The sequence below is a fragment of the Aminobacter sp. J44 genome (assembly GCF_007829415.1).
Classification (GTDB): Bacteria; Pseudomonadota; Alphaproteobacteria; order Rhizobiales; family Rhizobiaceae; genus Aerobium.
In genome coordinates, this window is the sequence record NZ_VLJG01000007.1 from 81,129 (window position 1) to 106,013 (window position 24,885).

Consider the following 24,885-nt stretch of genomic DNA (forward strand, 5'->3'; position numbering starts at 1 on the left):
GCGCCTCCTCTGGTTGTTGCAAGGGAATTGGCGCCATGTCGAGCGTCTAATCCCTCCGCCGGTACGAGCCGGATCAGGTTCAGCGGGTTGGCTGGACTTGCGTCCCTTGCCTCTCAGCCCGGACACGCCTTCGCGTACCGGGCACCCCGTTAGAGCAGGGAAAGAGATAGAGCGGGTCCTGTGCACATGCAAGCGGTTTAACTTCCGCTGCGTGGCGTGGTAGAGGCGAGCCCATGACGCATCCGACCACCCGTTTCGCGATCCTCCTTGGCGGCGATCTCGTCGTGACTCCGCGCCTGCTTGCGCAGGTGGAGGGCGCGCGCGTAATCGCAGCAGATTCCGGCATGCGGCATGCGGCGGGGCTGGGTGTTGCGCCGGAACTGTGGACCGGAGACTTCGACTCCGTCGACGAGGCGATGCGCGCCGAGCATTCGGCAACGCCAGTCGAAGAGTTTCCGCGCGACAAGGACAAGACCGACGGCGAGATCGCGGTGCAGGCGGCGCTGAAGCGCGGCGCGCGCGAACTCCTGCTGGTAGGCGCGTTCGGCGGCGCGCGGGCCGACCATGCTTTCCTGCATCTGGCGGCCGCGATGCGTCTTGCCGAAAGCGGCGTTGGCTGCCTGCTTACCAGCGGCGTGCAGGAAGGCGTGCCGTTGCTTGTGGGCAAGGACCGCAGCTTCGACTACGACGACGGCACGCTGTTCAGCGTGCTCCCCTTTTCCGAGCTCAACGGGCTCACCATATCGGGCGCGAAGTGGCCGCTGACGGACCATCACGTTCCGTTCGGTTCGTCGCTTACCCTATCCAATGAAGTGCGCGGTACCCTCACTGCGCGTCTTGCTTCCGGCAGGGCCCTGCTGGTCGCTCATCCTGTTTCCTCCTTCTCGATGTGACCCATGGCACCACCGCTTCTTTCCCTTGACGGCATCAGGCTGACCTTTGGCGGCACGCCGCTTCTCGACGGCGCCGATCTCGCGGCTTCGGCCGGCGACAAGATCGCGCTGGTAGGGCGCAACGGCTCCGGCAAGTCCACCCTGCTGAAAATCGCGGCGGGGATGGTCGAGGCGCAGGACGGCGAGATCTTCCGCCAGCCCTCGGCGACGATCCGCTACCTGCCGCAGGAGCCCGACATGGAGGGCTTCGATACGGTCCGCGCCTATGTCGAGGCGGGGCTGGGGCCGGCGGATGACGTCTACCGTGCAGCCTATCTCATCGAGAATCTCGGCCTCACCGGCGACGAGAACCCGAAGACGCTGTCGGGCGGCGAGGCGCGCCGCGCCGCGCTTGCGCGCGTCATGGCGCCGGAGCCGGACATCCTTCTCCTCGACGAGCCGACCAACCACCTCGACCTCACCACAATCGAGTGGCTGGAAGGCGAGTTGCAGCGCACCAAGTCGGCGCTGATCATGATCTCGCACGACCGCCGCTTCCTCGAGCGCGTCTCTCGCGCCGTCATCTGGCTCGACCGTGGCGTCACCCGCCGTCTCGAGAAGGGCTTTGCGCATTTCGAGGAGTGGCGCGACAAGATCCTCGAGGAAGAGGAAAAGGAGCACTTCAAGCTCGGTCGCCAGATCGTTCGCGAGGAGCACTGGCTGCGCTATGGCGTGACCGCCCGGCGCAAGCGCAACATGCGCCGTCTCGGCGAGCTGCAGACGATGCGCGTGCAATACCGCCAGCGCAAAGGGCCGGAGGGTCTCGCAACCATGACGGCGGCGGATGCGAACGAGTCCGGCAAGCTGGTCATCGAGGCGAAGAACATCGAGAAGCGTTTCGGTGACATGGTGGTCGTCCAGGGCTTTTCGACCCGCATCCAGCGCGGCGACCGCGTCGGCTTCGTGGGACCGAACGGAGCAGGCAAGACGACGCTGCTCAAGATGCTGATCGGCGAGCTTGCGCCCGACGGTGGTACGGTGCGCCTTGGCGCCAACCTAGAAATCGCCACGCTCGACCAGAAGCGCTCGCTCGATCCGCAGGAGACGCTGACGCATTACCTCACCGACGGACGCGGGGAGAACCTGATCGTCAACGGCGAGCAGAAGCACGTCGTCTCTTACATGAAGGATTTTCTGTTCAAGCCGGAACAGGCGCGCACGCCGGTGCGGGAGCTTTCGGGCGGCGAACGGGCAAGGCTGGTGCTGGCCAGGCTTCTGTCGCGGCCGGCGAACCTTCTGGTGCTCGACGAGCCCACCAACGACCTCGACATGGAGACGCTGGACCTTCTGCAGGAGCTCGTCGCGAACTTCCCCGGCACGGTGCTGCTGGTCAGCCACGACCGCGACTTCCTTGACAGGACCGTGACGAGCACGATCGCGCCGGCGGGCGATGGCCGCTGGATCGAATATGCCGGCGGCTACACCGACATGCTCGCGCAGCGCGGCGGCGAGAAGCTCGACGAGCGCGCTCCGCGTCAAAAGAAGGAAGAGCCGGCGGCGAAGAAGGAAGCAGCCGCGTCCGCATCCGCAAAGCCGGCATCGGCGAAGAAGCTGTCCTACAAGCAGAAGTTCGCGCTCGAGAACCTGCCCAAGCAGATGGCGGAACTCGAGGCGAAAATCGCCGGGCTTGAGCAGAAAATGGCCGATCCGAATTTCTACAACCGCGACCCGAACGGCTTTGCCAAGGTGGCGGCTGAGATCGACGCCCACCGCGCCAAGCTGGCGGCCATGGAAGAGGAATGGCTGGAACTCGAGATGCTGCGCGAGGAGATCGAGGGCTGACGGCCGTGCTAAAGGCCGGTAAGATTCGCCGCGATCGAGTGCATCATGTCCGGCAAAACTCGCTCAACTGACCGAGACGAACACGCAAAGCGGTGGGTTGAGGAAAACCGCGATGCGTTAGAAAGCTGGAACAAGTGGACGAAAGAGGAATGCATTCCTCTTTCCCACTACCGCTACTTCTGACTGTCAGCTTCCCGCGCGGTCGGCGTTGAGCCGGGCTGCGAGATTTTCCATCCGCTCGGCGAGGTTGGCCAGCGCGCCGGTGAGTGCCGCATCGTTCTTGTCGGCCTTGGCGAGCGCGTCGTCACGCGTCTTGCGTAGCGTCGCGATCTCGGTCTCCATGCCCTTCACGCGCTTCTGCAGCTCGACAAGCTCGTCCATGACCATAATGCCGGCCATGACGGTCAGTCGCTGGTCGCCGATCTCGCCGAACGAGTTGCGCAGGTGGGACACGTAACGGTCGAAACTGGCGGCGAGGTCCATCAGGTGCTGTTCCTGGCCCTCGTCGCAGGCCATCCGGTAGGCCTTCCCGTCAATGCTCACCGTGACCTGTGGCATCTTGCGTGTTCCTATCTGTCGAGCACGGCCCGGATGGTTTCCATCGCCGTCACGAGCCGGCGTGAAACTTCCTTGTTCGCTTCCTCAAGTCTCTCGGCACGTGCTTCCGACGCGTCAAGTTCCTGCGCAAGGCGTGCGCGGTCAGCGTTCATCCGCTGAACCTCCGCCTCTGCCTCGCCGTAGTCCTGATCACGCTCAAGCCTTGCCGCCACAGCGTCTTCCAGCAGGTCGATCGCCTTCCCGAGGCGGGCAATTACTTCCTTGAGGGTAGCTTCCCCAGTCATGGTCTTCGCTCCAGCGCCGATCCGGTGCCGAATCGCACGCTTTCCCAGCGTGTTTAAAGTGAAACATTAGGCAGCGCGCGGAGGAACCGTCAACGCGTGACCTTAACTGTCCCCTTGAAAGCGTAGCGACCACATTCCTTCGACTGAGGCTCTCCGTTGACTCGCGCGGCACGCCTGCTATGTGTCCCATCGCTCTTTCAGGGTTAAATTTGCCCTTTCCCTTTCGCAGGAACGACAAGCGAGCCACTCATGACTACACGTGAACAGCATGACCGCATGGCCAATGCGATCCGCTTCCTTTCCATGGATGCGGTCGAGAAGGCCAACTCAGGCCACCCCGGCCTTCCGATGGGCGCAGCCGACATTGCCACCGTGCTGTTCAGCAAGTTCCTGTCGTTCGACCCGAAGGCTCCGAACTGGGCCGATCGCGACCGCTTCGTGCTGTCGGCGGGCCATGGCTCGATGCTGCTCTACTCGCTCCTCTACCTGACCGGGTACGAGGACATGACGATCGACGAGATCAAGAACTTCCGCCAGCTGGGCTCGAAGACCGCTGGTCACCCCGAGTGGGGCCACGCGTCCGGCATCGAGACGACGACCGGCCCGCTCGGCCAAGGCATCGCCAACGCGGTCGGCATGGCGATCGCGGAGCGCATCCTCAATGCGCGCTTCGGTGATGACCTCGTCAATCACTACACCTACGCCCTCGTCGGCGACGGCTGCCTGATGGAAGGCATCAGCCAGGAGGCGATCTCGCTCGCTGGCCACCTGCGGCTCAACAAGCTGATCGTCATCTGGGACGACAACAACATCTCGATCGACGGCGCGATTTCGCTGACCGACTCGACCGACCAGCGCGCCCGTTTCGCAGCTTCCGGCTGGAATACGCTGAGCGTCGACGGCCATGATCCGGAGCAGATCGCGACCGCGGTCCAAACCGCGAAGAAGTCGAACCGCCCGACCCTGATCGCCGCAAAGACTACGATCGGCTTTGGCGCCCCGACCCGCGCCGGCACCAACAAAGCACACGGTTCGCCGCTCGGCGCAGAAGAGATCGCCGGTGCACGTGCCAAGCTGCACTGGGAATATGCGCCGTTCGAGATCCCGAGCGACATCCTCGAGGCATGGCGCGCCACCAGCGCACGCGGTGCCGAGAAGCGCGAGGCCTGGGAAGCGCGTCTTGCTGCTGCCGATGCAGCAACCCGCGCCGAATTCGAGCGCCGCATGCGCGGCGAGCTGCCGGAAGGCCTCGATGCAGCGATCGAGGAGTACAAGCGCAAGCTTTCCGCCGACAAGCCGAAGGTCGCGACCCGCAAGGCTTCGGAGATGGCGCTCGAGGTCATCAACGGCGTCGTGCCGGAGACCATCGGCGGCTCGGCTGACCTGACCGGTTCCAACAATACCAAGACCAGCCAGACCGGCCCGATCAAGGCAGGCGACTTCTCCGGCCGCTATGTCTATTGGGGCATCCGCGAGCACGGCATGGCTGCTGCCATGAACGGCATGGCGCTGCATGGCGGTGTCATCCCCTATGGCGGCACCTTCCTGACCTTCTCGGACTATGCACGCCCGTCGATGCGCCTTGCCTCGCTGATGGGCATCCGCTCGATCTTCGTCATGACGCATGACTCGATCGGCCTTGGCGAGGACGGCCCGACCCACCAGCCGGTCGAGCACCTCGCCGTTCTGCGCGCGATTCCGAACCACATCGTGCTGCGTCCGGCAGACGCCGTCGAGACGGCGGAAGCATGGGAAGTTGCGCTGAAGTCGACCCGCACTCCTTCGACCCTGGCGCTCACCCGTCAGAACCTGCCGACGCTGCGCACGGAGCACACCCCGGAAAACCTGACCGCCCGCGGTGCCTACGAGCTCGCTGGCGCGGAAGGCGAGGCCAAGGCGACGATCTTTGCTTCGGGCTCCGAGGTCGAGATCGCACTCGCTGCCAAGGCCGAGCTCGACAAGCGCGGCGTTCCGGCTCGCGTCGTCTCGGTTCCGTCGTTCGAGCTGTTCTTTGCGCAGGACGAGGCCTACCGCCAGGCAACGATCGGCAATGCGCCGGTCAAGATCGCCATTGAGGCCGGCCTGCGTCTCGGCTGGGATGCCATCATCGGTTCCGACGGTCTGTTCGTCGGCATGACCGGTTTCGGCGCCAGCGCCCCGATTGATGCCCTCTACAAGCACTTCGGCATCACAGCCGAGGCGGTTGTTGAGGCCGTTGAAGGTCGCCTGAACAAGGCGTGAGCCGCGTTCCTGTGACCTTCATCCTGTACTAATCGGTTTTATCCCAAAGGGCCGCTGGATTCTTATCCAGCGCCCCGCTATGGGAGGCCTGACCCGGCGAAAGCTGCGGAGTTTCCGCCGGATAGCTAGTTTTAGCCCTCGGGAGACCGCTCTATGACCGTGAAAGTCGCTATCAACGGATTTGGCCGTATCGGCCGGAACATCGCCCGCGCCATTTATGAGAGCGGCCGCAAGGACATCGACATCGTTGCCATCAACGATCTCGGCCCGGTCGAAACCAACGCCCATCTGCTTCGCTACGACAGCGTCCATGGCCGCTTTCCGACGGAAGTAACCGTCGAGGGCGACACGATCCGCGTCGGCGATGAATCGTTCAAGGTGTTTGCCGAGCGCGATCCGTCCAAGCTGCCGTGGGGCGACCTCGGCATCGACATCGTGATGGAGTGCACCGGCATCTTCACCTCGAAGGAAAAGGCTTCGGCGCACCTTGCCGCCGGCGCCAAGCGCGTCATCGTCTCGGCTCCGGCCGACGGCGCTGACCTGACGGTCGTCTACGGCGTCAACCACGACAAGCTGACGAAGGACCACATCGTCATTTCGAATGCGTCGTGCACGACGAACTGCCTTGCGCCGATCGCCAAGGTCCTGCACGAGGCCTTCGGCATCGAGAAGGGCTTCATGACGACGGTCCACGCCTACACGGGCGACCAGCCGACCCTCGACACGATGCACAAGGACCTCTACCGCGCCCGCGCTGCGGCACTGTCGATGATCCCGACCTCGACCGGTGCCGCCAAGGCCGTCGGCCTGGTGCTGCCGGAGCTGAAGGGCAAGCTGGACGGCGTGTCGATCCGCGTCCCGACCCCCAACGTCTCGGTCATCGACTTCAAGTTCGTGCCGAGCCGCAAGGTCACGGTCGAGGAGGTCAACAACGCGCTCATTGCTGCCGCCGATGGCTACCTCAAGGGTATCCTCGCCTACACCAAGGACCCGCTGGTCTCGATCGATCTCAACCACAACCCGGCCTCGTCGACCTTCGCGCTCGACCAGACCAAGGTCATTGAGGGCGACCTCGTCCGCGTCATGTCCTGGTACGACAATGAGTGGGGTTTCTCCAACCGCATGGCCGACACGGCCATCGCGCTTGCGAAGACCATGGCCTGATGCGCAAGGCATAACCCGAACGAAACGCCCGGCTTCGTCCGGGCGTTTTGCTAGGGCAGTACGGCCGCCACGGCCGTAAGGGATCCAGCAAGATGATCATTCGGCCAAGGCCCGGCTTTCTCAGCCTGTTCTTCGTGATGCGCGGCTCGATCGTGCCGCGCACGCTGCCGCAGATCATCGGCATGACGATCTATGCGGTGGCTGTGGTCATTGCCGTGCAGATGTCGGGGCTGAGCTTCGAGAAGTTCAACATCACCCCGTTTGGTCTCGTCGGAATCTCGCTGTCGATTTATCTCGGCTTTCGCAACAACGCCGCCTACGACCGCTGGTGGGAAGCGCGCAAGCTGTGGGGCCAGCTCGTCTATGACATCCGCAATCTGGCGCGCGTGTCGAACTCGCTGGTCGCGGACAAAGCACGACGCCGGTCCTTCCTGATCGACGCGCTGCTGTTCTGCCACTTCCTACGCGCGCATCTGCGCCGGACGGACGCGATGGACAAGGCGCGCGAACTCGCCGGCGATCGCGCGGAGGAGCTTGTCGATTACCGCAACAGGACCGACGCCGTGCTGCGGCGCATGGGCGAGCAGGCCGGCGCGTTGTTGCAGGAAGGCGCGATCGACCCCATCGGCTACCGCATCCTCGATGAGCGCCTGTCGTCGCTGGCAGCCGTGGAGGCGGGATGCGAGCGCATTTCAGGAACACCGTTGCCGTTCGCCTATTCGCTGCTTCTGCGCCGCACCGCCTATATCGTCTGCCTGCTACTGCCGTTCGCCCTGGTATCGGCGACGGGCTGGGCAACGCCGCTGTTCACGGCGCTGATCACCTACACCTATTTCGGACTCGACGCGCTGTCGGAAGAACTGGAGGATCCGTTCGGCACCGAAGCCAACGACCTTCCGCTCGACGGCCTGTGCCGGGTCTGCGAGATTTCCGTCTTCGAGGCACTCGGCGAGAAGGCCCCGCCGCCGCTCGAAGGCGACCGTTACCTCTATACATGATTGCAACCCGGGGCCTGACGCGCTTGGAATTCACACGATGACTGGCGCAACGGTCTGGCAACTTCTGGAAAGGGCAGGAAATGAGCGGCTTCAAGACACTCGACGACATTGGCGAGATCAGCGGCAAGCGCGTCCTGGTGCGCGTCGACCTCAACGTGCCGGTAAAGGATGGCGAAGTGACCGATACAACGCGCATCGAGCGCGTCGCGCCGACGATCAGCGAGCTTTCGGACAAGGGCGCGAAGGTCGTGCTGCTCGCGCATTTCGGCCGCCCCAAGGGCGAGGCGAACCCGGAATTCTCGCTGAAGCAGATCGTGGACGCGACGTCGAAGGTGCTCGGCAAGCCGGTCGCCTTTGCCGAGGATTGCATCGGCGAAAAGGCGGCTGCCGCGATTGAGGCTCTCCCGGCGGGTGGCGTGCTCCTCCTTGAAAACACCCGCTTCCACAAGGGCGAGGAGAAGAACGACGCCGAGTTTACCAAGACGCTTGCTGCCGATGGCGACATCTATGTGAATGATGCCTTTTCGGCCGCCCACCGCGCGCATGCTTCGACGGAAGGGCTCGCCCACCTGCTCCCGGCCTATGCCGGCCGCACCATGCAGGCTGAGCTCGAAGCGCTGGAGAAGGGCCTCGGCAAGCCGGCGAAGCCGGTTGTCGCCATCGTCGGTGGCGCCAAGGTCTCCACCAAGATCGACCTCCTCATGAACCTTGTGAAGAAGGTTGACGCGCTGGTGATCGGCGGCGGCATGGCCAACACTTTCCTCGCAGCCCGCGGTACCGATGTCGGCAAGTCGCTGTGCGAGCATGACCTTGCCGACACCGCCAAGCAGATCATGATCGAGGCGGCTTCGGCCGGCTGCGCCATCATCCTGCCGACAGACGCCGTCGTCGCGCGCGACTTCAAGGCCAATGCCGAGAACGAGACCGTCGGCGTCGAGGCTGTACCTGCCGATGCGATGATCCTCGACGTCGGTCCCAAGACCGTCGAGACCGTTAAGCAGTGGATCGACCGCGCGCAGACGCTGGTCTGGAACGGCCCGCTCGGCGCGTTCGAGCTCACCCCCTTCGACAAGGCAACAGTTGCCGCCGCGCAATTCGCCGGCGAGCAGACGAAGGCCGGCAAGCTGGTGTCGGTCGCAGGTGGCGGCGACACGGTCGCCGCTCTCAACCACGCCGGCGTTGCCGACGACTTCTCCTATGTCTCGACCGCCGGTGGCGCCTTCCTCGAATGGATGGAAGGCAAGGAGCTGCCGGGCGTTGTGGCGCTGATGAAGTAGTCTTCGCTGGCTAGTTTTTGTCACCGACGGCGCGGGACCCCCGCGCCGTTTTTGTTTGGCGTCTGGTTGGGTTTGGTCGTCCACTAAGACCGTAGTGCCTTCGAGCCCCCTCCGGCGCTTTGCGCCACCTCCCCCGCGCCGCGGGGGAGGATCCGGGGTGTGCAGGTTGGAATTTTGGCGGATCAACTGTCCCGCGGCGCAGGAAGTGGCGCATCTTGTCATGACGTCCTCACCCTCAGGATCCTCCCCCATTTATGGGGGAGGGGGACCATGCGAAGCATGGTGGAGGGGGCGTCATGGATCGAAGTGTATCAGGTACGTTCGAGAAAGTTGCCCACTGGCATCTCGTTGTCGCTTGCTACTGGTCCATCGCGAGCGTGGCGCCTCCGAACCCACCGAGGTCGCCGGCATGGCCGCGAAGGTCCTCCGACAACCGAAACATGTCTCATCGCAATGGTGTCTCTGGCGGCTGCAAGAGCGCCCCGAATGACGCATGGTTCCCTCCTGCGGGTGGGGCAACTGCCCTTGCGTCACCGTCACTTAAACATTTGAAATTGCTTTAAACCGATTCGACCGGGGCGCTCGCATTCCGTTCGTTCGCCGCATCTGGTAAGCGGCCTGCATAGTCAAGTTCAGGAGGCAGGTGAATGAGCGAACGTTCCCAGGACATGGCGGCAATGGCCGCTCAGGCGGCAAACAAGGATGGGTTCATTGCGGCACTTGACCAGTCGGGCGGCTCGACCCCGAAGGCGCTGAAGCTCTACGGCATCGACGAGGGCGCCTGGTCGAGCGAGGCCGAGATGTTCGATCTCATCCACCAGATGCGTGCGCGTATCATCAAGTCGCCCGCCTTCACCGGTGACAAGGTGATGGGCGCGATCCTGTTCGAGCAGACGATGGATCGCGACATCGACGGTACGCCGACGGCCGAGTACCTCTGGAAGAACCGCGGCGTCGTGCCCTTCCTCAAGGTCGACAAGGGCCTTGCCGATGCCAAGGATGGCGTCAAGCTAATGAAGGACATGCCGCAGCTCGACGCGCTGCTCGATCGCGCGGTCGAGAAGGGCATTTTCGGCACCAAGATGCGTTCGGTCATCGACGCCGCCAACCAGGCTGGCATCGAGGCAATCGTCGCGCAGCAGTTCGAGGTCGGCAAGCAGATCCTCGCCAAGGGCCTGATGCCGATCATCGAGCCGGAAGTGACGATCTCGATCGCCGACAAGGCTGAGGCCGAGGACCTTTTGCTCGCCGAGATCCTGAAGCAGCTCGACGCGCTGCCGGAAGGCCAGCAGGTCATGCTGAAGCTGACGCTGCCGACCAAGGCCAACCTCTACAAGCCGCTGGTTGACCACCCGCGCGTCATGCGCGTCGTGGCGCTGTCGGGCGGCTACACCCGCGACGAGGCGAACGCCAAGCTGATGGAAAACGACGGCGTGATCGCCTCCTTCTCGCGTGCGCTGACCGAGGGCCTGTCGGCACAGCAGAGCGACGAGGAATTCAATGCGGTCCTCGCTTCGGCGATCGACAGCATCTTCGAGGCGTCCCGCGCCCGATAAGGACGGGATTTTGCGGATGCTGAGGCGTCCGCAGCCATCGGCTCCATGCACCCGGTCCGCTCGCGGACCGGGTTTTTTATTTGCCGTGGCTGAGGCCTGCGGTGATGACGATGAGGCCGAGCGCAATGATGGCGAGCTTCCAGAAATCGGCGCGGCGTTTGAGGCCCGGAAGGCCGAGTGGCTTGATGATCTGGATGATCATGAGGCCGATGATGATGATCGAGAGAATCTTTGTCATGCTGGTCTTCTTTGATCAGCATAGTTGATCTCTGTCAAAGCATGACGATTGTGTCACATAGTTGAGTGGACTCGGGAGGAGATCGGCTCAATAAAGCAGGCCGGCGAGAAATGGAGGAAGTTAAATTGACGTCACGTTATGCCGAGGTCTATGCAAGCTGGAAGTCTAACCCGGACGCTTTCTGGGCTGAGGCTGCAAAAGCGGTAGACTGGATCAAGGCGCCGACCAGGATATTCGACGCCAATAGCGGTGTGTTCGGTCGCTGGTTCCCGGATGCTGTATGTAACACCTGCTACAACGCGATCGATCGGCATGTCGAACGTGGCCGCGCCGACCAGCCGGCAATCATCTACGACGGCCCGATCACGGGCGCGAAGCGCACCTACACCTACGGCGAGTTCAAGGAAGAGGTCGAGGCGCTCGCCGCGGTGCTTCGTCAGCAGGGCGTCGAGAAGGGCGACCGCGTCATCATCTACATGCCGATGATCCCTCAGGCGATGTTCGCTATGCTCGCCTGCGCGCGCCTCGGCGCCGTGCACTCGGTCGTCTTCGGCGGCTTTGCAGCGCGCGAGCTTGCCACCCGCATCAATGACTGCCAGCCCAAGCTGATCGTCTCCGCCTCCTGCGGCATCGAGCCAGGCCGCGTCATCGCCTACAAGCCGCTGCTCGACGAAGCGATCGAGATGTCGACGCACAAGGTCGAGAGCTGCGTCATCTTCCAGCGCGAGCAGCAGGGCTGCGACCTGATCGAGGGGCGCGACGTCGACATGGCCGAAGCCGTCGCGAAGGCCAAGGCCGAGGGTGCGAAGGTTGAATGCGTTCCGGTCGCAGCGACCGACCCGCTCTACATCCTCTACACCTCCGGGACGACCGGCCAGCCCAAAGGCGTCGTGCGCGACAATGGCGGCCATCTCGTCGCGCTGACCTGGACCATGGAGAACGAGTACGGCATCAAGCCGGGCGAAGTATTTTGGGCCGCATCGGACGTCGGCTGGGTCGTCGGTCATTCCTACATCGTCTATGCGCCGCTCTTTGCCGGCTGCACGACGGTGCTGTTCGAGGGCAAACCGGTCGGCACGCCCGATGCCGGCACCTTCTGGCGCGTGATCTCCGAGCATAATGTCGTCGCGCTGTTCACTGCGCCGACCGCCTTTCGCGCCATCAAGGGCCAGGACCCGCAGGGCGAGTTCATCGGCAAGTACGATCTTTCGACGCTCCGCACGCTGTTCCTCGCTGGCGAACGCGCCGATCCCGAGACGGTGAAGTGGGCCGAGACGCGGCTGCGCGTTCCGGTCATCGACCACTGGTGGCAGACCGAAACCGGTCACCCGATCAGCCATAACCCGGTTGGTCTTGGCATGCTGCCGATCAAGTACGGCTCGCCGGCTGTTCCTATGCCGGGGTTCGACGTGCAGGTCGTTGACGATGGCGGTCAGCCTGTCGCCCCGGGCGGGCTCGGCAATGTCGTCATCAAGCTGCCGCTTCCGCCAGGCTGCCTGCCGACGCTCTGGAACGCCGAGGAGCGCTTCCGCAATTCCTACCTCGACGAGTTCCCCGGTTACTACAAGACGGCCGACGCGGGCTACATCGATGAGGACGGCTATCTCTTCATCATGGCGCGCACCGACGACATCATCAATGTCGCCGGCCATCGGCTGTCGACGGGCGGCATGGAGGAGGTAGTCGCGCAGCACCCAGACGTCGCCGAATGCGCGGTGATCGGTATCCATGACGAGATGAAGGGACAGATCCCTTGCGGCTTCGTCGTGCTGAATGCGGGTGTCAGCCGCGATCCAGCGCAGATCGAAAAGGAAGTGATCGCGCTGGTGCGCGAGAAGATCGGCCCCGTGGCTGCGTTCAAGTCGGTGGTGACAGTCAAGCGCCTGCCGAAGACTCGCTCCGGCAAAATCCTGCGCAGCACGATGCAGAAGATCGCCGACAAGGAGCAGTGGAACATGCCGGCGACCATCGACGATCCGGCAATCCTAGGCGAAATCGGCGATGCGCTGAAGGAGAAGGGAATCGGCGTTTAGAGGGAATAGGTGAGTAGGAGAGGAGGGGGTATTAAAGGCTCCCGCGCCTCAGGATGCAGAGCGTAAGTCACTATTTACTGACTCGCCTCCTCTACCACCTGTGTAACGCCTCTTCATTGCCATAACATCTTGGGGCACTGCCCATCACGCCCTCCGCAGCCTTCGCCGCACTTCCCCAAATAACGGGGGCCCGCGAAGCATGGCGGAGGGGCGTGACGGGCTGCCGGACGCTGCTGAATAAGTGCTGCGCAACAAGTCTGGCCCACGATTTCGCATGCGCGCTGGCTGCGGACCCGCTATGCATTGCGGGCAATGAGCCCGCATTCATGATCGAACCTTCCCCCCGAGATTTTCATCTGCTCCATCCGAAGCTGCTCTGGCCGCTGATGGTGGCGCTGCTCGTCATCACCTGGAGCTCGGGTTTCGTCGGCACTCGTTATGCCAATCAAGATGCCGGCGTTGCCATGATGCTGTTCTGGCGCACGCTGTTGTCGGGTCTGCTCCTTCTTCCCTTCGCGCTGCTGCGCGGCCCGAAGATGTCGCTCCGCGCAGTTCTATCGCAGGCTGCCTTTGGCATCCTCGCGGTGTTCATCTACCTCGGCGGCTTCGCGCTTGCGATCGAGCAACGGGTCCCGACCGGACTGGTCGCGCTGATCTCCGACCTCGTGCCGCTGGCAATCGCCGCCATGTCTCAGCCGCTGCTTGGCGAGCGGCTTTCGCCGAGACAGTGGCTCGGCACGTCGGTCGCGGTCGCCGGGGTGCTGATTGTTACGTTCGACAGCCTCAGCATCGGCACCGCGCCTTTGTGGGCCTATGGGCTCACGATCGGGGCGATGCTGGTTTTTGCGTTTGCATCAGTATTGCGCCGTGGCAGCAAGGCCCTCGACATGCCGGTGCACCAGAGCCTCTGCATCCATTCGCTGACCGGCGCCGTGCTGTTCGGCATCTGCGCCCTGGCGCAGGATGGTCTGGCGCCGCCGCTCACGCGTGAGTTTGCGATCGGCATCATCTGGCTGGTGCTGATTGCCACCTTCGCCTGCTACTCGATCTACTACTGGATGCTACGCATGTACCCGGTGGCAAAGGTCAGCGCAGCGATCTACCTCAGTCCGCCGGTCACCATGATCTGGGCCTGGGCACTGTTTTCCGAGCCACTGACCCTGCCGATGATGATCGGTTTGGTCGTGACGCTCGCGGGCGTCTGGCTGACCACAAAGGACTGACGTCATAGCCGTGCCCCCATCATCCGGTCGGATTGACGCGGGAAGCCGCTTTGCGGTTTTCAAGCCGGGCGGGATGCGGTAGAGGGGCGTCCCTTTCCAAATCACACCCCCTTCGCCTTCGCGCGTTTTCGCGCCGGCGGCGAAGCCATGCGAGCACACAAATGTCCGTTCTTCATTGTGGCGTCGACTTCGGCACCACCAACTCCACCGTTGGCCTTTGCGCAGCCGGTGGCGCGCCGTACCTGATCCCGGTCGAGGGAAATGATGTCACGATCCCGTCGGCGATGTTCTTCAGCCTCGAGGATGGCAGCGTGCACTTTGGCCGCTCCGCCGTGCATGAATATATGGACGGCGCCGAAGGCCGGTTCATGCGGGCGCTGAAGTCGATCCTCGGCACCAGTCTGATGAAGGAAACCACGCAGGTCGGCCGCGACCGCATGACCTTCCAGGGACTGATCGGCCGGTTCCTGCGCAATTTGCGCAAGCAGCTGGAGGCGCATCACGGCAGCATGCCGGAGAGCGTCGTGCTCGGCCGGCCCGTGTTCTTCATCGACGGCGACGAGGCTGCCGACCGCACGGCGCAGGACCAGCTCGAGGCTGCCGCACGCGAGGAAGGCTTCAGGCACATCGAGTTCCAGTTCGAGCCGGTGGCGGCCGCGCTCAACTTCGAGCGCGAGCTCAACGACGAGGTGCTCGCACTGATCGTCGATATCGGCGGCGGCACGTCCGACTTCTCGGTGCTGCGCCTGTCGCCTGAGCGTGCCCAGTCGATAGACCGGCGCGACGACATTCTTTCGACTTCAGGCGTTCATGTCGGCGGTACAGACTTCGACCGCCAGCTCAACATTGCACGCGTCATGCCGCACTTCGGCCTCGGCAGCAGCACCAAGGACGGCAAGCGCCAGCTGCCAGTCTGGTACTTCAACGACATGGCCACCTGGCACAAGATCAACCTGCTCTACACGCCGAAGATCGTGCGCGACATTCACTCGCTCCAGCGTGAGGCGGCGGAGCCGGAAAAGCTCGATCGCTACATGCACCTGCTTGAGAACCGTTCGGGCCATCGCCTGGCGGCTCAGGTCGAAAAGGCGAAGATCGAGCTTTCGGACGCCGAAGAAACAGCGGTTCGGCTGAAGGAGCCGGGACTACACCTTGAGGTGCCGGTGACGCGCGGCGAGTTCGAGACGGCGAGCGACGACCTCGTGCGCAAGATCAGGGGCGCGATCGACGAGGCGCTGGTGGCGGCAGGCGTGACCGCCGAACAGATCGACACCGTCGTCATGACCGGTGGCGGCGCGCAGGTGCCACTCGTTCGCCGCGCCTCGACCGAGCGTTTTCCGCACGCGCGCGTCGTCAACACTGATCGCTACGGTGCGGTCGGATTGGGGCTCGCGCTCGACGCCGCCCSCCGCTTCGCCTGAGGCTTTTCCTCCTGCCGTCCTCCTGACAGAATGGTGTCAGGAGGATGCTGGCATAGTGCCCCCGAAATCCTTCTCGAGGACCCTTTGCCATGCGACGCGCAGATCGCCTGTTCCAGATCGTCCAGCACCTGCGCGGCGGGCGCCTTGTGACGGCGCGTATGCTCGGGGAGCGGCTCGAGGTCTCCGAGCGCACAATCTATCGCGACATCGCCGATCTGCAGGCGACAGGCGTGCCGATCGACGGCGAGGCCGGCGTCGGCTACCTGATGCGCGAGGGCTTTGAACTCCCGCCGCTGATGTTCACCCGCGACGAGATCGTCGCCCTCGTTGCGGGCGCACGCATGGTGCGCGCCTTCGGCGGCGCGCAGATGGCGCGCGCGGCGGAGGAAGCGCTGGTGAAGATCGGCGCCGTATTGCCGGAACCTGAAAAGGCCCGGATTGCGCGCACCGAGATCCACATGCCCGACTGGGTGGTGAGTGAGGCCGAGCGCAAGCTGGTCGACATGCTCGAGCGCGCCATCGAAACGCGCGACGTGCTGACGCTCGACTACCGGGACGAAGCCGGCAACTCGACCATCCGCGACGTTCGCCCGCTCGGGCTCTGGTTCTGGGGGAAGGTGTGGACGCTGGTCGCCTGGTGCGAAATGCGCAACGATTTTCGCGCGTTCAGGCTGGACCGCATTTCGGAAGCAAAGTCTGCGGGCCGGACGTTCCGGCCCGAGAGGGGCAAGCAACTTGCCGATTTCTACCGCTGCTGGGAAGCGCGCGGCAACGCGTGAGGATTACTCCTCGTCTTCGTCCTCGTCCTGACGGGTCGACTTCAGCGAGGACAGCTTCGCGAAGACGGCATCTGCGTCCAGTTCTTCGTCTTCCTGGTTCTCGTTGATGTCGAGATCTTCCGTCATCGAGGCGGGCAGCAGGGTGTCGCCGGTCGGCGGTGCCGGCGGCAGGCCGCGCGACGCACGCTGGACTTCGAGATCAAGGTCGATCTGCGAGCACAGGCCAAGCGTGACCGGATCCATCGGAACCAGGTTGGCCGAGTTCCAGTGGCTGCGGTTGCGGATCTGCTCGATCGTAGACTTGGTCGTGCCGACGAGGCGCGAGATCTGCGCGTCCTTGAGCTCCGGATGGTTCTTGACCAGCCACAGGATCGCGTTCGGGCGGTCCTGGCGCTTCGACAGTGGCGTGTAGCGCGGCGTGCGGCGCTTCGACTCCGGCACGCGAACCTTCGGGTCGGACAGCTTGAGGCGGTAGTTCGTGTCCGCTTCGCCGCGGGCAATCTCCTCACGCGTCAGCTGACCGGTGATGATCGGATCGAGACCCTTGATGCCCTGCGCGGCTTCACCATCGGCGATAGCCTTGACCTCAAGCGGATGCAGCTTGCAGAAGGTGGCGATCTGGTCGAACGACAGTGCCGTGTTGTCAACCAGCCAGACGGCGGTCGCCTTCGGCATCAGCAGTGTGTTGGCCATAGGATAAATCCTCTCGTTCGCCCGCGTCCCTGTCGCGGGCGGTGGCAAGCCACCAATTTATGGGAAATCAGTGACGCATATAGCGGCATTTTGTTCCGTCCGCAACGAAAAGCGGCAGAAAAGCCGAGTTACCCGTCGTTACGCACAAAGTGCAGCGTTCCGGCTATGCGCGGGCCCTTTTGCTCCTTGTCGTCGGCCGGGTGGTTGATCCCGTCTATGACCAGTACTTCCTCGAAATCGAACGGGCTTATGCCTTCCAGGCACGCGACATTGACGCCGTACTCATTCTGGTTCGAACGACGAAGGTGATGGGTGTAGATGCCGCACTGCGAGCAGAAATAGTGCTGCGCGGTGCCGGTGTTGAAGGTGTAGGTGGATAGCTGCTCAGCCCCCTCGACGATCTCGAACTCGTCGCGAGCCGCACCCACGGCGATCGCCCCGCGCATGCGGCACAGCGAGCAGTTGCAACGGCGCGCGCTGGCAAGACCGTTCTTGAGTTTCGTGCGGAAGCGCACCGCACCGCAGTGGCACGCGCCGTTGTAGGTGGTCATTGCTTCTTTCCTCTCAGAATACGTCGAGCACGATCTTGCCGATGTGCTCGCCTTCCTCCATGCGCTCGTGCGCGCGCCAGGCCTCGGTGAGCGGGAAGATCATGTCCATGACCGGCTGCACCTTGCGGGCGGCAAGCAGCGGCCAGACCTTCGCCTCGAGTTCGGCGGCGATCTTCGCCTTGAACTCGACCGAGCGGGGCCGCAGCGTCGAGCCGGTATGGGTGAGGCGCTTGACCATCAGCCGCGAGATGTCGGCGGTGGCCTTGGCACCGCCAAGCGTGGCGATCTGGACGATGCGGCCCTCGACGGCGGCGGCGTGGTAGTTGCGGTCGACATAATCGCCACCAACCATGTCGAGGATTACCTCGACGCCCTTGCCGCCGGTCTCCTCCTTGACGACGCGGACGAAATCTTCCTCCCGGTAGTTGATGGCGCGGGTGGCGCCGAGGCTGACGCAGGCGAGGCACTTCTCCTCGCTCCCCGCCGTTGTGAAGACCCGCGCGCCGAAGGCGTTGGCGAGCTGGATCGCGGTGGTGCCGATGCCGGACGAGCCGCCGTGGACGAGAAAGTCCTCGCCCGCCTTCAGCCCGCCGCGCTGGAAGACGTTGTGCCAGACGGTGAAGAAGGTCTCCGGGATTGCTGCCGCTTCGGTGAAAGTAAATCCGTGCGGGATCGGCAGCGCATTGGTTTCGTGGACGACGACATATTCGGCATAGCCGCCGCCAGCCGTGAGTGCAGCAACACCGTCGCCGACGCGCCAGCGGGTGACGCCGTTGCCGACCGCAGCGACTTCACCAGCGGCTTCCAGACCCGGAAGGTCGGATGCGCCGGGCGGCGGCGGGTAGGCGCCCTTGCGCTGCAGGACGTCCGGCCGGTTGACGCCGGCGGCGCGGACCCGGATCAGGATCTCGCCTTCGCCCGGCTGCGGCACCGGCCGCCGTTCGGGCTTCAGCACCAACGGGTTGCCCGGCTCGCTGATGGCAATCGCGGTCATCACCTCGGGAATCATCTCTGCCACCTCATCCCTGCGTTTCCTTCATTGTGGTCCTTATGTAGACTTGTTTCCGCCAGGGCAATTGAAGGAGTTCAAAATGGCACTGTTCGATGATGAACCCTTGAGGCCGAAGAAGGTCCACGAGATCGGGCAGGACCTTTCATTGCTCTCGGTAGATGAACTGCGCGAGCGCATCGAACAGCTCAAGGCGGAGGTGAAGCGCCTCGAAGCAGAGCTTGTCAGCAAGGGAAGCAGCAGGCTCGCCGCGGAGTCCTTGTTCCGACGCTGATCGGCAAGATCAGTATATAAGGTAGACTTTCAGGTGCATTAAAATTATCGATTATTCAAATGTCTGGGTTGCACCTACGGTCGGAAAGACAAGGCTCGGTCGAAGGAAGTTGGATGCCGGAAATGAACAGGTCCGCATGGTATGGCTCTGTCGCTGGCAATCGCCTTCACACGGCCGTCATCTACACACATCAAGGAGAGTGAAAAGACTTTGGCCGTCGGTCAGATGGGAGGCCGACGCGCTGACGTGTAACAGGACACATCGGAGCGCAGTGATGCGCAAAACGACAAGGGCATGGCCGTCGCATGGAACCGGCGGCGTAAAGAAGAGGGAGCACTACGCATGAGATCACTGTTTAAGGCCGGTCTTGCGGCCGCCGTTGCGCTTGCAGTCACCGGCATGGCCGAGGCGCAGCAGCGCACACCACTCACGATTTACACCGCAGTCGAAAACGACCAGCTTGAGCCGTTCAAGCAGGCGATCGAAGCTGCCGTGCCGGAAGTCGAGGTCGTCTGGGTCCGCGACTCCACCGGCGTCATCACCGCCCGTTTCCTTGCCGAGGCAGAGAATCCCCAGGCCGACATGGTGCTCGGCCTCGCACTGTCGAGCCTGCTGATGTTCGACGAAAAGGGCCTGCTCGAAAGCTACAAGCCGGCCGCCCAGGATGGCCTGCGCGAAAAGTTCCGCGACCGTCGCGACGCCCCGACCTGGACCGGGATGGACGCCTATGTCGGCGTCGTCTGCTTCAACAGCGCCGAAGCTGAGGGCGCAGGCATCGCGCAGCCGACCTCGTGGAAGGATCTGCTGAAGCCCGAGTTCAAGGACAAGATCGTCATGCCGCACCCGGCCTCGTCCGGCACCGGCTACCTGATGGTGGGCGGCTGGCTGCAGATGATGGGCGAGGAAGAGGGCTGGAAGTTCATGGACGGCCTGCATGAGAACATTGCGGCCTACCTCCACTCCGGTTCGGCTCCTTGCGTCCAGGCTGCCCGCGGCGAGCGCGTCGCTGGTATCGCCCTCGACATGCGCGGCGTCTACGAGCGTTCGCAGGGCGCGCCGCTGGAGATCGTCGTTCCGGAAGAAGGCTCCGGCTGGGAAATGGAAGCGACGGCGATCGTGAAGGGCTCGAAGAACCTCGATCTCGCTAAGAAGGTCGCGGACTGGGGCGCCTCGAAGGAAGCCAACGAGGTCTACTCGCAGACTTATGCAGTCGTTGCTCATCCTGAGGTGCAGAACACTCCGGACGGCTATCCGGAGAACATGGAAGCGAAGCTGATCGACAACGACTTCGCCTGGATGGCTGCGAACCGCGAGCGCATCCTCGCCGAGTGGAGCAAGCGCTACGAGTCCAAGGCGGCTCCGAAGAACTGACGGACCGGTCCGTCCCGCGGGCAGCCTCCGGGCTGCCTGCTGCTCCGGCCCCACACGGGGGCGAGCCAACGCCAGCCGCCTCTCCTTCGTGCCACCCCGATGCGGTTGTTCGAAGTGACCTGCGGCGCGGGCTAGGCGCTCAAAATGCGCCTTTCCTCGGAACTATCGTGCCCGTCAGGAGAGAAGTTTGAATATCCCGTCCAAAGACCCCAGTGTTCGCTCCTCGTCGCTGCGAGTTCGCGGCCTTTTCAAGAGGTTCGGCGCCTTTACGGCGCTGCATGGCATCGACCTCGATGTGGCGAGCGGAGAGTTTGTCTGCTTCCTTGGCCCCTCGGGCTGCGGGAAGACGACGCTGCTGCGGGCCATTGCCGGCCTCGACCGGCAGGATCAAGGCAGTATCGAGATCGGCGGAGTCGATGTCTCCAATGCGCCGCCTTCCGAACGGGATTTCGGCATCGTCTTCCAGTCCTATGCGCTGTTCCCGAACCTGACAGTCGCCGACAACATCGCCTATGGCCTCGTCAACCGCCGCACGCCGCGGGCCGAGATCGAAACGCGCGTTTCCTCGTTGCTCGCGCTTGTTGGCCTGCCCGACCAGGGCAAGAAATTTCCGATCCAGCTTTCCGGCGGCCAGCAGCAGCGCGTGGCGCTCGCCCGTGCGCTCGCAACCTCGCCGGGCCTGCTCCTTCTCGATGAGCCGCTGTCGGCACTCGATGCGCGCGTGCGTTTGCACCTTCGCGAGCAGATCTGCGACCTGCAGCGGCGCCTTGGCGTGACCACTATCATGGTGACGCACGACCAGGAAGAGGCGCTCACCATGGCCGACCGCATCGTGGTGATGAACCACGGTGTCATCGAGCAGATCGGCACGCCCAACGAGATCTACCGCCGGCCGGCGACCGCCTTCGTGGCAGATTTCGTCGGCAAGATGAACTTCTTCCACGGCACGCTGTTCGAGAAGGGCAAGGTCAGCTTCGCGGGCATCAACGTCGCGTGCGACGACTGCCGCGGCTTCTTGCCCGGCAGTCCGGTTTCGGTTGGTCTGCGCCCCGAAGAGGTGCGCGTGCGCAACGTCAGCCCCGATGACGTCAACGCACTGCACGCCGAGGTCGAGGAGCTCGAATTCATGGGCGCGTTCTGCCGCGCCAAGCTCGGAATTGCCGGCGTGAAGACGCCGCTCTTTGCCGATTTCTCCGCCAACCTGATGCGCGACCTCGCGGTCGAGCGCGGCCAGAAAATCTGGGTGGCGCTGCCGCCCGAGGCGCTGCGCGTCTTCCCGAACGGTGAGGCGCATGCGCAGGAGGTCGCGGCATGAGCATCGCCGCGTCGCCTGAACATGCCACGGCGGTTGCCGCACGTCCGGCACGCCGCCTCCTCAGCGAGGAGCGGATAGCAAACGGCCTGCTGCTAGTCCTCTGCCTTGCGCTCGTTGTCGGCATTGTGCTGCCGCTGTGGGCGTTGTTGTCGAAGGCGTTTCTGAACGCCGCGGGGCAGTTCGTCGGCCTTGCCAATTTCGGCGCCTATTTCTCGAACCCGATCCTGATGGACTCGCTGTTCAACAGCGTCTGGGTCGCGGTTCTGTCGACGGCGATCGTCATACCGCTCGCCTTTACCTATGCCTATGCGCTGACGCGCACCTGCATGCCGGCCAAGCCGTTCTTCTACGCGCTGGCGCTCTTGCCGCTGTTTGCGCCGTCGTTGATGTCGGCGCTGTCGCTGGTCTACATCTTCGGCAACCAGGGCTTCGCCAAGGGCCTGTTGTTCGGGCATTCGATCTATGGCCCGATCGGCATCGTCATCTCGCAGGTGACCTACACCTTCCCGCACGCGATGCTGATCCTCGTCACCGCGCTCAGCATCTCTGACGGCCGCCTCTATGAGGTTGCCGATGCGCTGGGCACGCCGAAGCGCCGCATCTTCTTCACCGTGACGCTGCCGGGTGCGCGCTACGGTCTCATCAGCGCCGCTTTCGTGGTCTTTACCCTCGTCATCACCGACTTCGGTATCCCGAAGGTGATCGGCGGCCAGTTCAACGTGCTCGCAACTGACGTTTATCGTGCTGTGGTCGGCCAGCAGAATTTCGAGATGGGCGCGGTTGTCGGCATGATCCTGCTGGTGCCGGCGATCCTCGCCTTCGTGGTCGATCGAGCGACCAACCGCCGTCAGGTGGCGCTGCTTTCGGCGCGCGCGGTGCCCTACCAGCCGAAGCCGTCGTCGCGGCGCGATCTCGGCTTCACCGCCTATTGCCTGTTCGTCGGCCTGCTGCTGGCCGTCGCGCTCGGCATCGCGATCTGGGCGTCGTTCATCAAATACTGGCCGTACAATCTCAGTCTCACGCTGAACAACTACAACTTCCAGCGCTACGAGCCGATGGGCTGGGCTCCCTACTTTACCTCTCTGCAGATGGCGGCGCTGACGGCGATAATCGGCACGGCGATCATCTTCACCGGCGCGTATCTGATCGAGAAGACGCAGGCCTCGCCTGTCATGCGCGCGTTCGCGCACTTCCTGGCGATGATGCCGGTGGCGGTGCCGGGACTGGTGCTCGGCCTCGGCTACATCTTCTTCTTCAATGCGCCGTGGAATCCGCTCAACTTCCTCTATGCGACGCTGGCGATCCTGGTGATCAACACGGTGACGCACTTCTACACCGTCTCGCACATCACCTGCCTGACGGCGCTGAAGCAGATCGACCGCGAGTTCGAGGCGGTGTCCGCGTCGCTCAAGGTGCCGTTCTGGCGCACCTTCAGGCGCGTGACGGTGCCGATCTGCATGCCAGCGATCCTGGACGTGGCCGTCTACATGTTCGTCAACGCGCTGACGACCGTCTCGGCAGTGATCTTCCTCTATGGCGCCGGCACCAAGCTCGCCTCAATCTCGATCGTTCACATGGACGAGGCAGGCTTCATCGCGGGCGCCGCGGCGATGGCGACGCTGCTTGTCGGAACGGCCATCGGCGTGAAGGCGCTGCACATCGTGCTCGACCGGTTCGTGTTCGGACGCCTGCAGGCCTGGCGCCAGCGCTGAGGGCGGTTCAACGCCCTCGCCTTGTTGGGGAAAAATTTACGCCCAGACGGGACTGCGGGACGGAGATTACTCCGTCCCTGCGGCGGCTTCCCGCATCTGCGGACGAGCAATCCGCACAGGCGGATAGTTAATCGGAAAAATCGTTAGGTCCAATAGGAATTAACGATTGTACATATGATCTGGGGCGCATCAGTGTCGCCTCAAATACCGTTCCCGGAGGTTCTGGAAAATGTCGAACGATGCAGCTGCATCAGCCTTTGAAGATCCGCGTCTTGGCGAGCCGTTCCTGCTGACGCCTGGCCCGCTTACCACCTCCTGGGAAGTGAAGCAGGCGATGCTGAAGGATTGGGGCTCGTGGGACGGCGATTTCCGCGCCATGACCAAGGCCCTGCGCACTGGGCTGCTTGAGCTGATCGACGACAAGAACGGCGAGTACGACTGCGTTCCCATGCAGGGCTCGGGCTCCTACTGCGTCGAATCGATGCTTGGCACCTTCGTGCCGAAGGATGGCAAGGTCCTCGTGCTCGCCAACGGCGCCTACGGCCTGCGCGCCGCGCAGACGATGGAGTATCTCGGCCGCGCCTATACGCTGATCGACAAGGGCGATTACCTGCCGCCGCGTGGCGATGAGGTGGGTGCCGCGCTCGACGCCGACCCGGCGATCACCCACGTGCTTGCGATCCATTGCGAGACGAGCTCGGGCATTCTCAACCCGGTTCCGGAAATCGCCGAAGCCACCTTCGCGCGCGGCCGCAAGCTGCTGATCGACTCGATGAGCGCGTTCGGCGCCGTTCCGCTTGAGGTCAGCAAGATCCCGTTCGAGGCAATGGTCTCGTCCGCCAACAAGTGCATCGAGGGCGTGCCTGGCTTCGGCTTCGTCATCGCCAAGAAGTCGGCGCTTGAGGCCGCCAAGGGGAACAGCCACTCGCTGTCGCTCGACATCCACGCGCAGTGGGCGGCAATGGAAAAGACCGGCCAGTGGCGCTTCACGCCGCCGACGCATGTCGTGGCCGCTTTCCTCGAAGCGCTGAAGACCCACAAGGCTGAAGGCGGGGTGGCCGGTCGCGGCGCCCGCTACGCCCGCAATCGCGACGTGATGGTCGCCGGCATGCGCGAGCTCGGCTTCGAGACCCTGCTCGACGACCGCTGGCTGTCGCCGATCATCGTCACCTTCTTCTGCCCGGCGGACGAGAAATTCGAGTTCAGCCGCTTCTACGAGCTGATGAAGGAAAAGGGCTTCATCATCTATCCGGGCAAGTTGACTGTCGTGGATTCGTTCCGCATCGGCTGCATCGGCCGCATGGACGAGCATGTCATGCGCCGCGTGGTTGCTGCCGCCAAGCAGTCGCTCGAAGAAATGGGGGTCGCCACCGCCGCCCCGCCGGCTGCCGCGCTCGCCGAACGTTCGCGCCTTGCCGCCTGAGAATTTTTTAGGAGACTTTTCAATGAACCAGCACACTCCCGTCAGCGTCAC

General features: G+C 63.6%; 23 protein-coding genes and 1 riboswitch. Of the genes, 17 read left to right on the top strand and 6 right to left on the bottom strand.

Annotated elements, in window-relative coordinates:
* Positions 1–33: 33 nt before the first annotated feature.
* Positions 34–159, bottom strand: a riboswitch (TPP riboswitch).
* A 74-nt stretch (positions 160–233) separates the two neighbouring features.
* Genes L610_RS04115 through L610_RS20820 form a run of 3 tightly spaced genes read left to right on the top strand, consistent with a single transcriptional unit; the run spans position 234 to position 2,897 of the window.
* Complete coding sequence (locus L610_RS04115) at positions 234–893, top strand: thiamine diphosphokinase (RefSeq protein ID WP_024849305.1); 660 nt, start codon at positions 234–236, stop codon at positions 891–893.
* A 3-nt stretch (positions 894–896) separates the two neighbouring features.
* Positions 897–2,714 (top strand): ABC-F family ATP-binding cassette domain-containing protein, encoded by a 1,818-nt coding sequence (locus L610_RS04120; RefSeq protein WP_144702695.1) that lies wholly within the window; start codon positions 897–899, stop codon positions 2,712–2,714.
* Positions 2,715–2,759: 45 nt separating this feature from the next.
* The gene (locus L610_RS20820) at positions 2,760–2,897 is read left to right on the top strand and encodes a type II toxin-antitoxin system CcdA family antitoxin (protein ID WP_084466131.1); all 138 of its coding nucleotides are present in this window, start codon (positions 2,760–2,762) and stop codon (positions 2,895–2,897) included.
* A 3-nt stretch (positions 2,898–2,900) separates the two neighbouring features.
* On the opposite strand, the gene L610_RS04130 is transcribed toward L610_RS20820, so the two are convergent.
* Positions 2,901–3,272, bottom strand: a complete 372-nt coding sequence (locus L610_RS04130; protein ID WP_024849303.1) for a cell division protein ZapA — start codon at positions 3,270–3,272, stop codon at positions 2,901–2,903.
* An 11-nt stretch (positions 3,273–3,283) separates the two neighbouring features.
* Positions 3,284–3,556, bottom strand: a complete 273-nt coding sequence (locus tag L610_RS04135; RefSeq protein WP_024849302.1) for a DUF4164 domain-containing protein — start codon at positions 3,554–3,556, stop codon at positions 3,284–3,286.
* Positions 3,557–3,805: 249 nt separating this feature from the next.
* Between L610_RS04135 and tkt the strand changes: the two genes are divergently transcribed.
* The 5 genes from tkt to L610_RS04160 all read left to right on the top strand — a co-directional run bounded on the left by tkt (position 3,806) and on the right by L610_RS04160 (position 10,792).
* The gene (gene tkt, locus L610_RS04140; protein WP_024849301.1) at positions 3,806–5,797 is read left to right on the top strand and encodes a transketolase; all 1,992 of its coding nucleotides are present in this window, start codon (positions 3,806–3,808) and stop codon (positions 5,795–5,797) included.
* 153 nt (positions 5,798–5,950) lie between these two features.
* Positions 5,951–6,961: a type I glyceraldehyde-3-phosphate dehydrogenase gene (gap, locus tag L610_RS04145; RefSeq protein ID WP_024849300.1), complete on the top strand. Its 1,011-nt coding sequence runs from the start codon at positions 5,951–5,953 to the stop codon at positions 6,959–6,961.
* A gap of 92 nt (positions 6,962–7,053) precedes the next feature.
* The gene (locus tag L610_RS04150) at positions 7,054–7,959 is read left to right on the top strand and encodes a bestrophin family protein (RefSeq protein ID WP_024849299.1); all 906 of its coding nucleotides are present in this window, start codon (positions 7,054–7,056) and stop codon (positions 7,957–7,959) included.
* 80 nt (positions 7,960–8,039) lie between these two features.
* The gene (gene pgk, locus L610_RS04155) at positions 8,040–9,236 is read left to right on the top strand and encodes a phosphoglycerate kinase (protein ID WP_144702698.1); all 1,197 of its coding nucleotides are present in this window, start codon (positions 8,040–8,042) and stop codon (positions 9,234–9,236) included.
* 647 nt (positions 9,237–9,883) lie between these two features.
* Complete coding sequence (locus L610_RS04160) at positions 9,884–10,792, top strand: fructose bisphosphate aldolase (RefSeq protein WP_024849297.1); 909 nt, start codon at positions 9,884–9,886, stop codon at positions 10,790–10,792.
* 76 nt (positions 10,793–10,868) lie between these two features.
* Here the strand turns inward: L610_RS04160 and L610_RS20130 are convergent, their stop codons facing one another.
* On the bottom strand, positions 10,869–11,030 hold the full coding sequence (locus tag L610_RS20130) for a hypothetical protein (protein ID WP_186441313.1): 162 nt from the start codon (positions 11,028–11,030) through the stop codon (positions 10,869–10,871).
* 125 nt (positions 11,031–11,155) lie between these two features.
* On the opposite strand from L610_RS20130, the gene L610_RS04165 reads away from it, so the two are divergent.
* The 4 genes from L610_RS04165 to L610_RS04180 all read left to right on the top strand — a co-directional run bounded on the left by L610_RS04165 (position 11,156) and on the right by L610_RS04180 (position 16,486).
* Positions 11,156–13,063: a propionyl-CoA synthetase gene (locus tag L610_RS04165; protein ID WP_024849296.1), complete on the top strand. Its 1,908-nt coding sequence runs from the start codon at positions 11,156–11,158 to the stop codon at positions 13,061–13,063.
* A gap of 326 nt (positions 13,064–13,389) precedes the next feature.
* The gene (locus tag L610_RS04170) at positions 13,390–14,286 is read left to right on the top strand and encodes a DMT family transporter (protein WP_024849295.1); all 897 of its coding nucleotides are present in this window, start codon (positions 13,390–13,392) and stop codon (positions 14,284–14,286) included.
* A 161-nt stretch (positions 14,287–14,447) separates the two neighbouring features.
* On the top strand, positions 14,448–15,707 hold the full coding sequence (locus L610_RS04175) for an Hsp70 family protein (protein WP_144702701.1): 1,260 nt from the start codon (positions 14,448–14,450) through the stop codon (positions 15,705–15,707).
* Between the two features lie 89 nt (positions 15,708–15,796).
* Complete coding sequence (locus L610_RS04180) at positions 15,797–16,486, top strand: YafY family protein (RefSeq protein ID WP_144702704.1); 690 nt, start codon at positions 15,797–15,799, stop codon at positions 16,484–16,486.
* Between the two features lie 3 nt (positions 16,487–16,489).
* Here L610_RS04180 and L610_RS04185 read toward each other — a convergent pair whose 3' ends face one another.
* The 3 genes from L610_RS04185 to L610_RS04195 all read right to left on the bottom strand — a co-directional run bounded on the left by L610_RS04185 (position 16,490) and on the right by L610_RS04195 (position 18,739).
* Positions 16,490–17,179: a DUF1013 domain-containing protein gene (locus tag L610_RS04185; protein WP_024849292.1), complete on the bottom strand. Its 690-nt coding sequence runs from the start codon at positions 17,177–17,179 to the stop codon at positions 16,490–16,492.
* Positions 17,180–17,307: 128 nt separating this feature from the next.
* Positions 17,308–17,730, bottom strand: a complete 423-nt coding sequence (locus tag L610_RS04190; RefSeq protein ID WP_024849291.1) for a GFA family protein — start codon at positions 17,728–17,730, stop codon at positions 17,308–17,310.
* A gap of 13 nt (positions 17,731–17,743) precedes the next feature.
* Positions 17,744–18,739, bottom strand: a complete 996-nt coding sequence (locus L610_RS04195; protein ID WP_371712948.1) for an NAD(P)H-quinone oxidoreductase — start codon at positions 18,737–18,739, stop codon at positions 17,744–17,746.
* Positions 18,740–18,821: 82 nt separating this feature from the next.
* Here L610_RS04195 and L610_RS04200 point away from each other — a divergent pair, with 82 nt between their 5' ends.
* From L610_RS04200 to L610_RS04220, 5 genes are all read left to right on the top strand, one after another.
* Positions 18,822–19,013, top strand: coding sequence for a DUF1192 domain-containing protein (locus L610_RS04200; protein ID WP_024849289.1), 192 nt, complete (start codon positions 18,822–18,824; stop codon positions 19,011–19,013).
* 342 nt (positions 19,014–19,355) lie between these two features.
* Positions 19,356–20,384, top strand: a complete 1,029-nt coding sequence (locus L610_RS04205) for a putative 2-aminoethylphosphonate ABC transporter substrate-binding protein (protein ID WP_034330607.1) — start codon at positions 19,356–19,358, stop codon at positions 20,382–20,384.
* A gap of 187 nt (positions 20,385–20,571) precedes the next feature.
* Entirely contained in the window at positions 20,572–21,699 is a 1,128-nt protein-coding gene (locus L610_RS04210) for a putative 2-aminoethylphosphonate ABC transporter ATP-binding protein (protein ID WP_024849287.1), read from the top strand.
* Entirely contained in the window at positions 21,696–23,411 is a 1,716-nt protein-coding gene (locus L610_RS04215; RefSeq protein ID WP_144702707.1) for a putative 2-aminoethylphosphonate ABC transporter permease subunit, read from the top strand. Before L610_RS04210 ends, L610_RS04215 begins: the two co-directional genes overlap by 4 nt.
* A gap of 229 nt (positions 23,412–23,640) precedes the next feature.
* The gene (locus L610_RS04220) at positions 23,641–24,834 is read left to right on the top strand and encodes a 2-aminoethylphosphonate--pyruvate transaminase (protein ID WP_024849285.1); all 1,194 of its coding nucleotides are present in this window, start codon (positions 23,641–23,643) and stop codon (positions 24,832–24,834) included.
* Positions 24,835–24,885 lie beyond the last annotated feature (51 nt).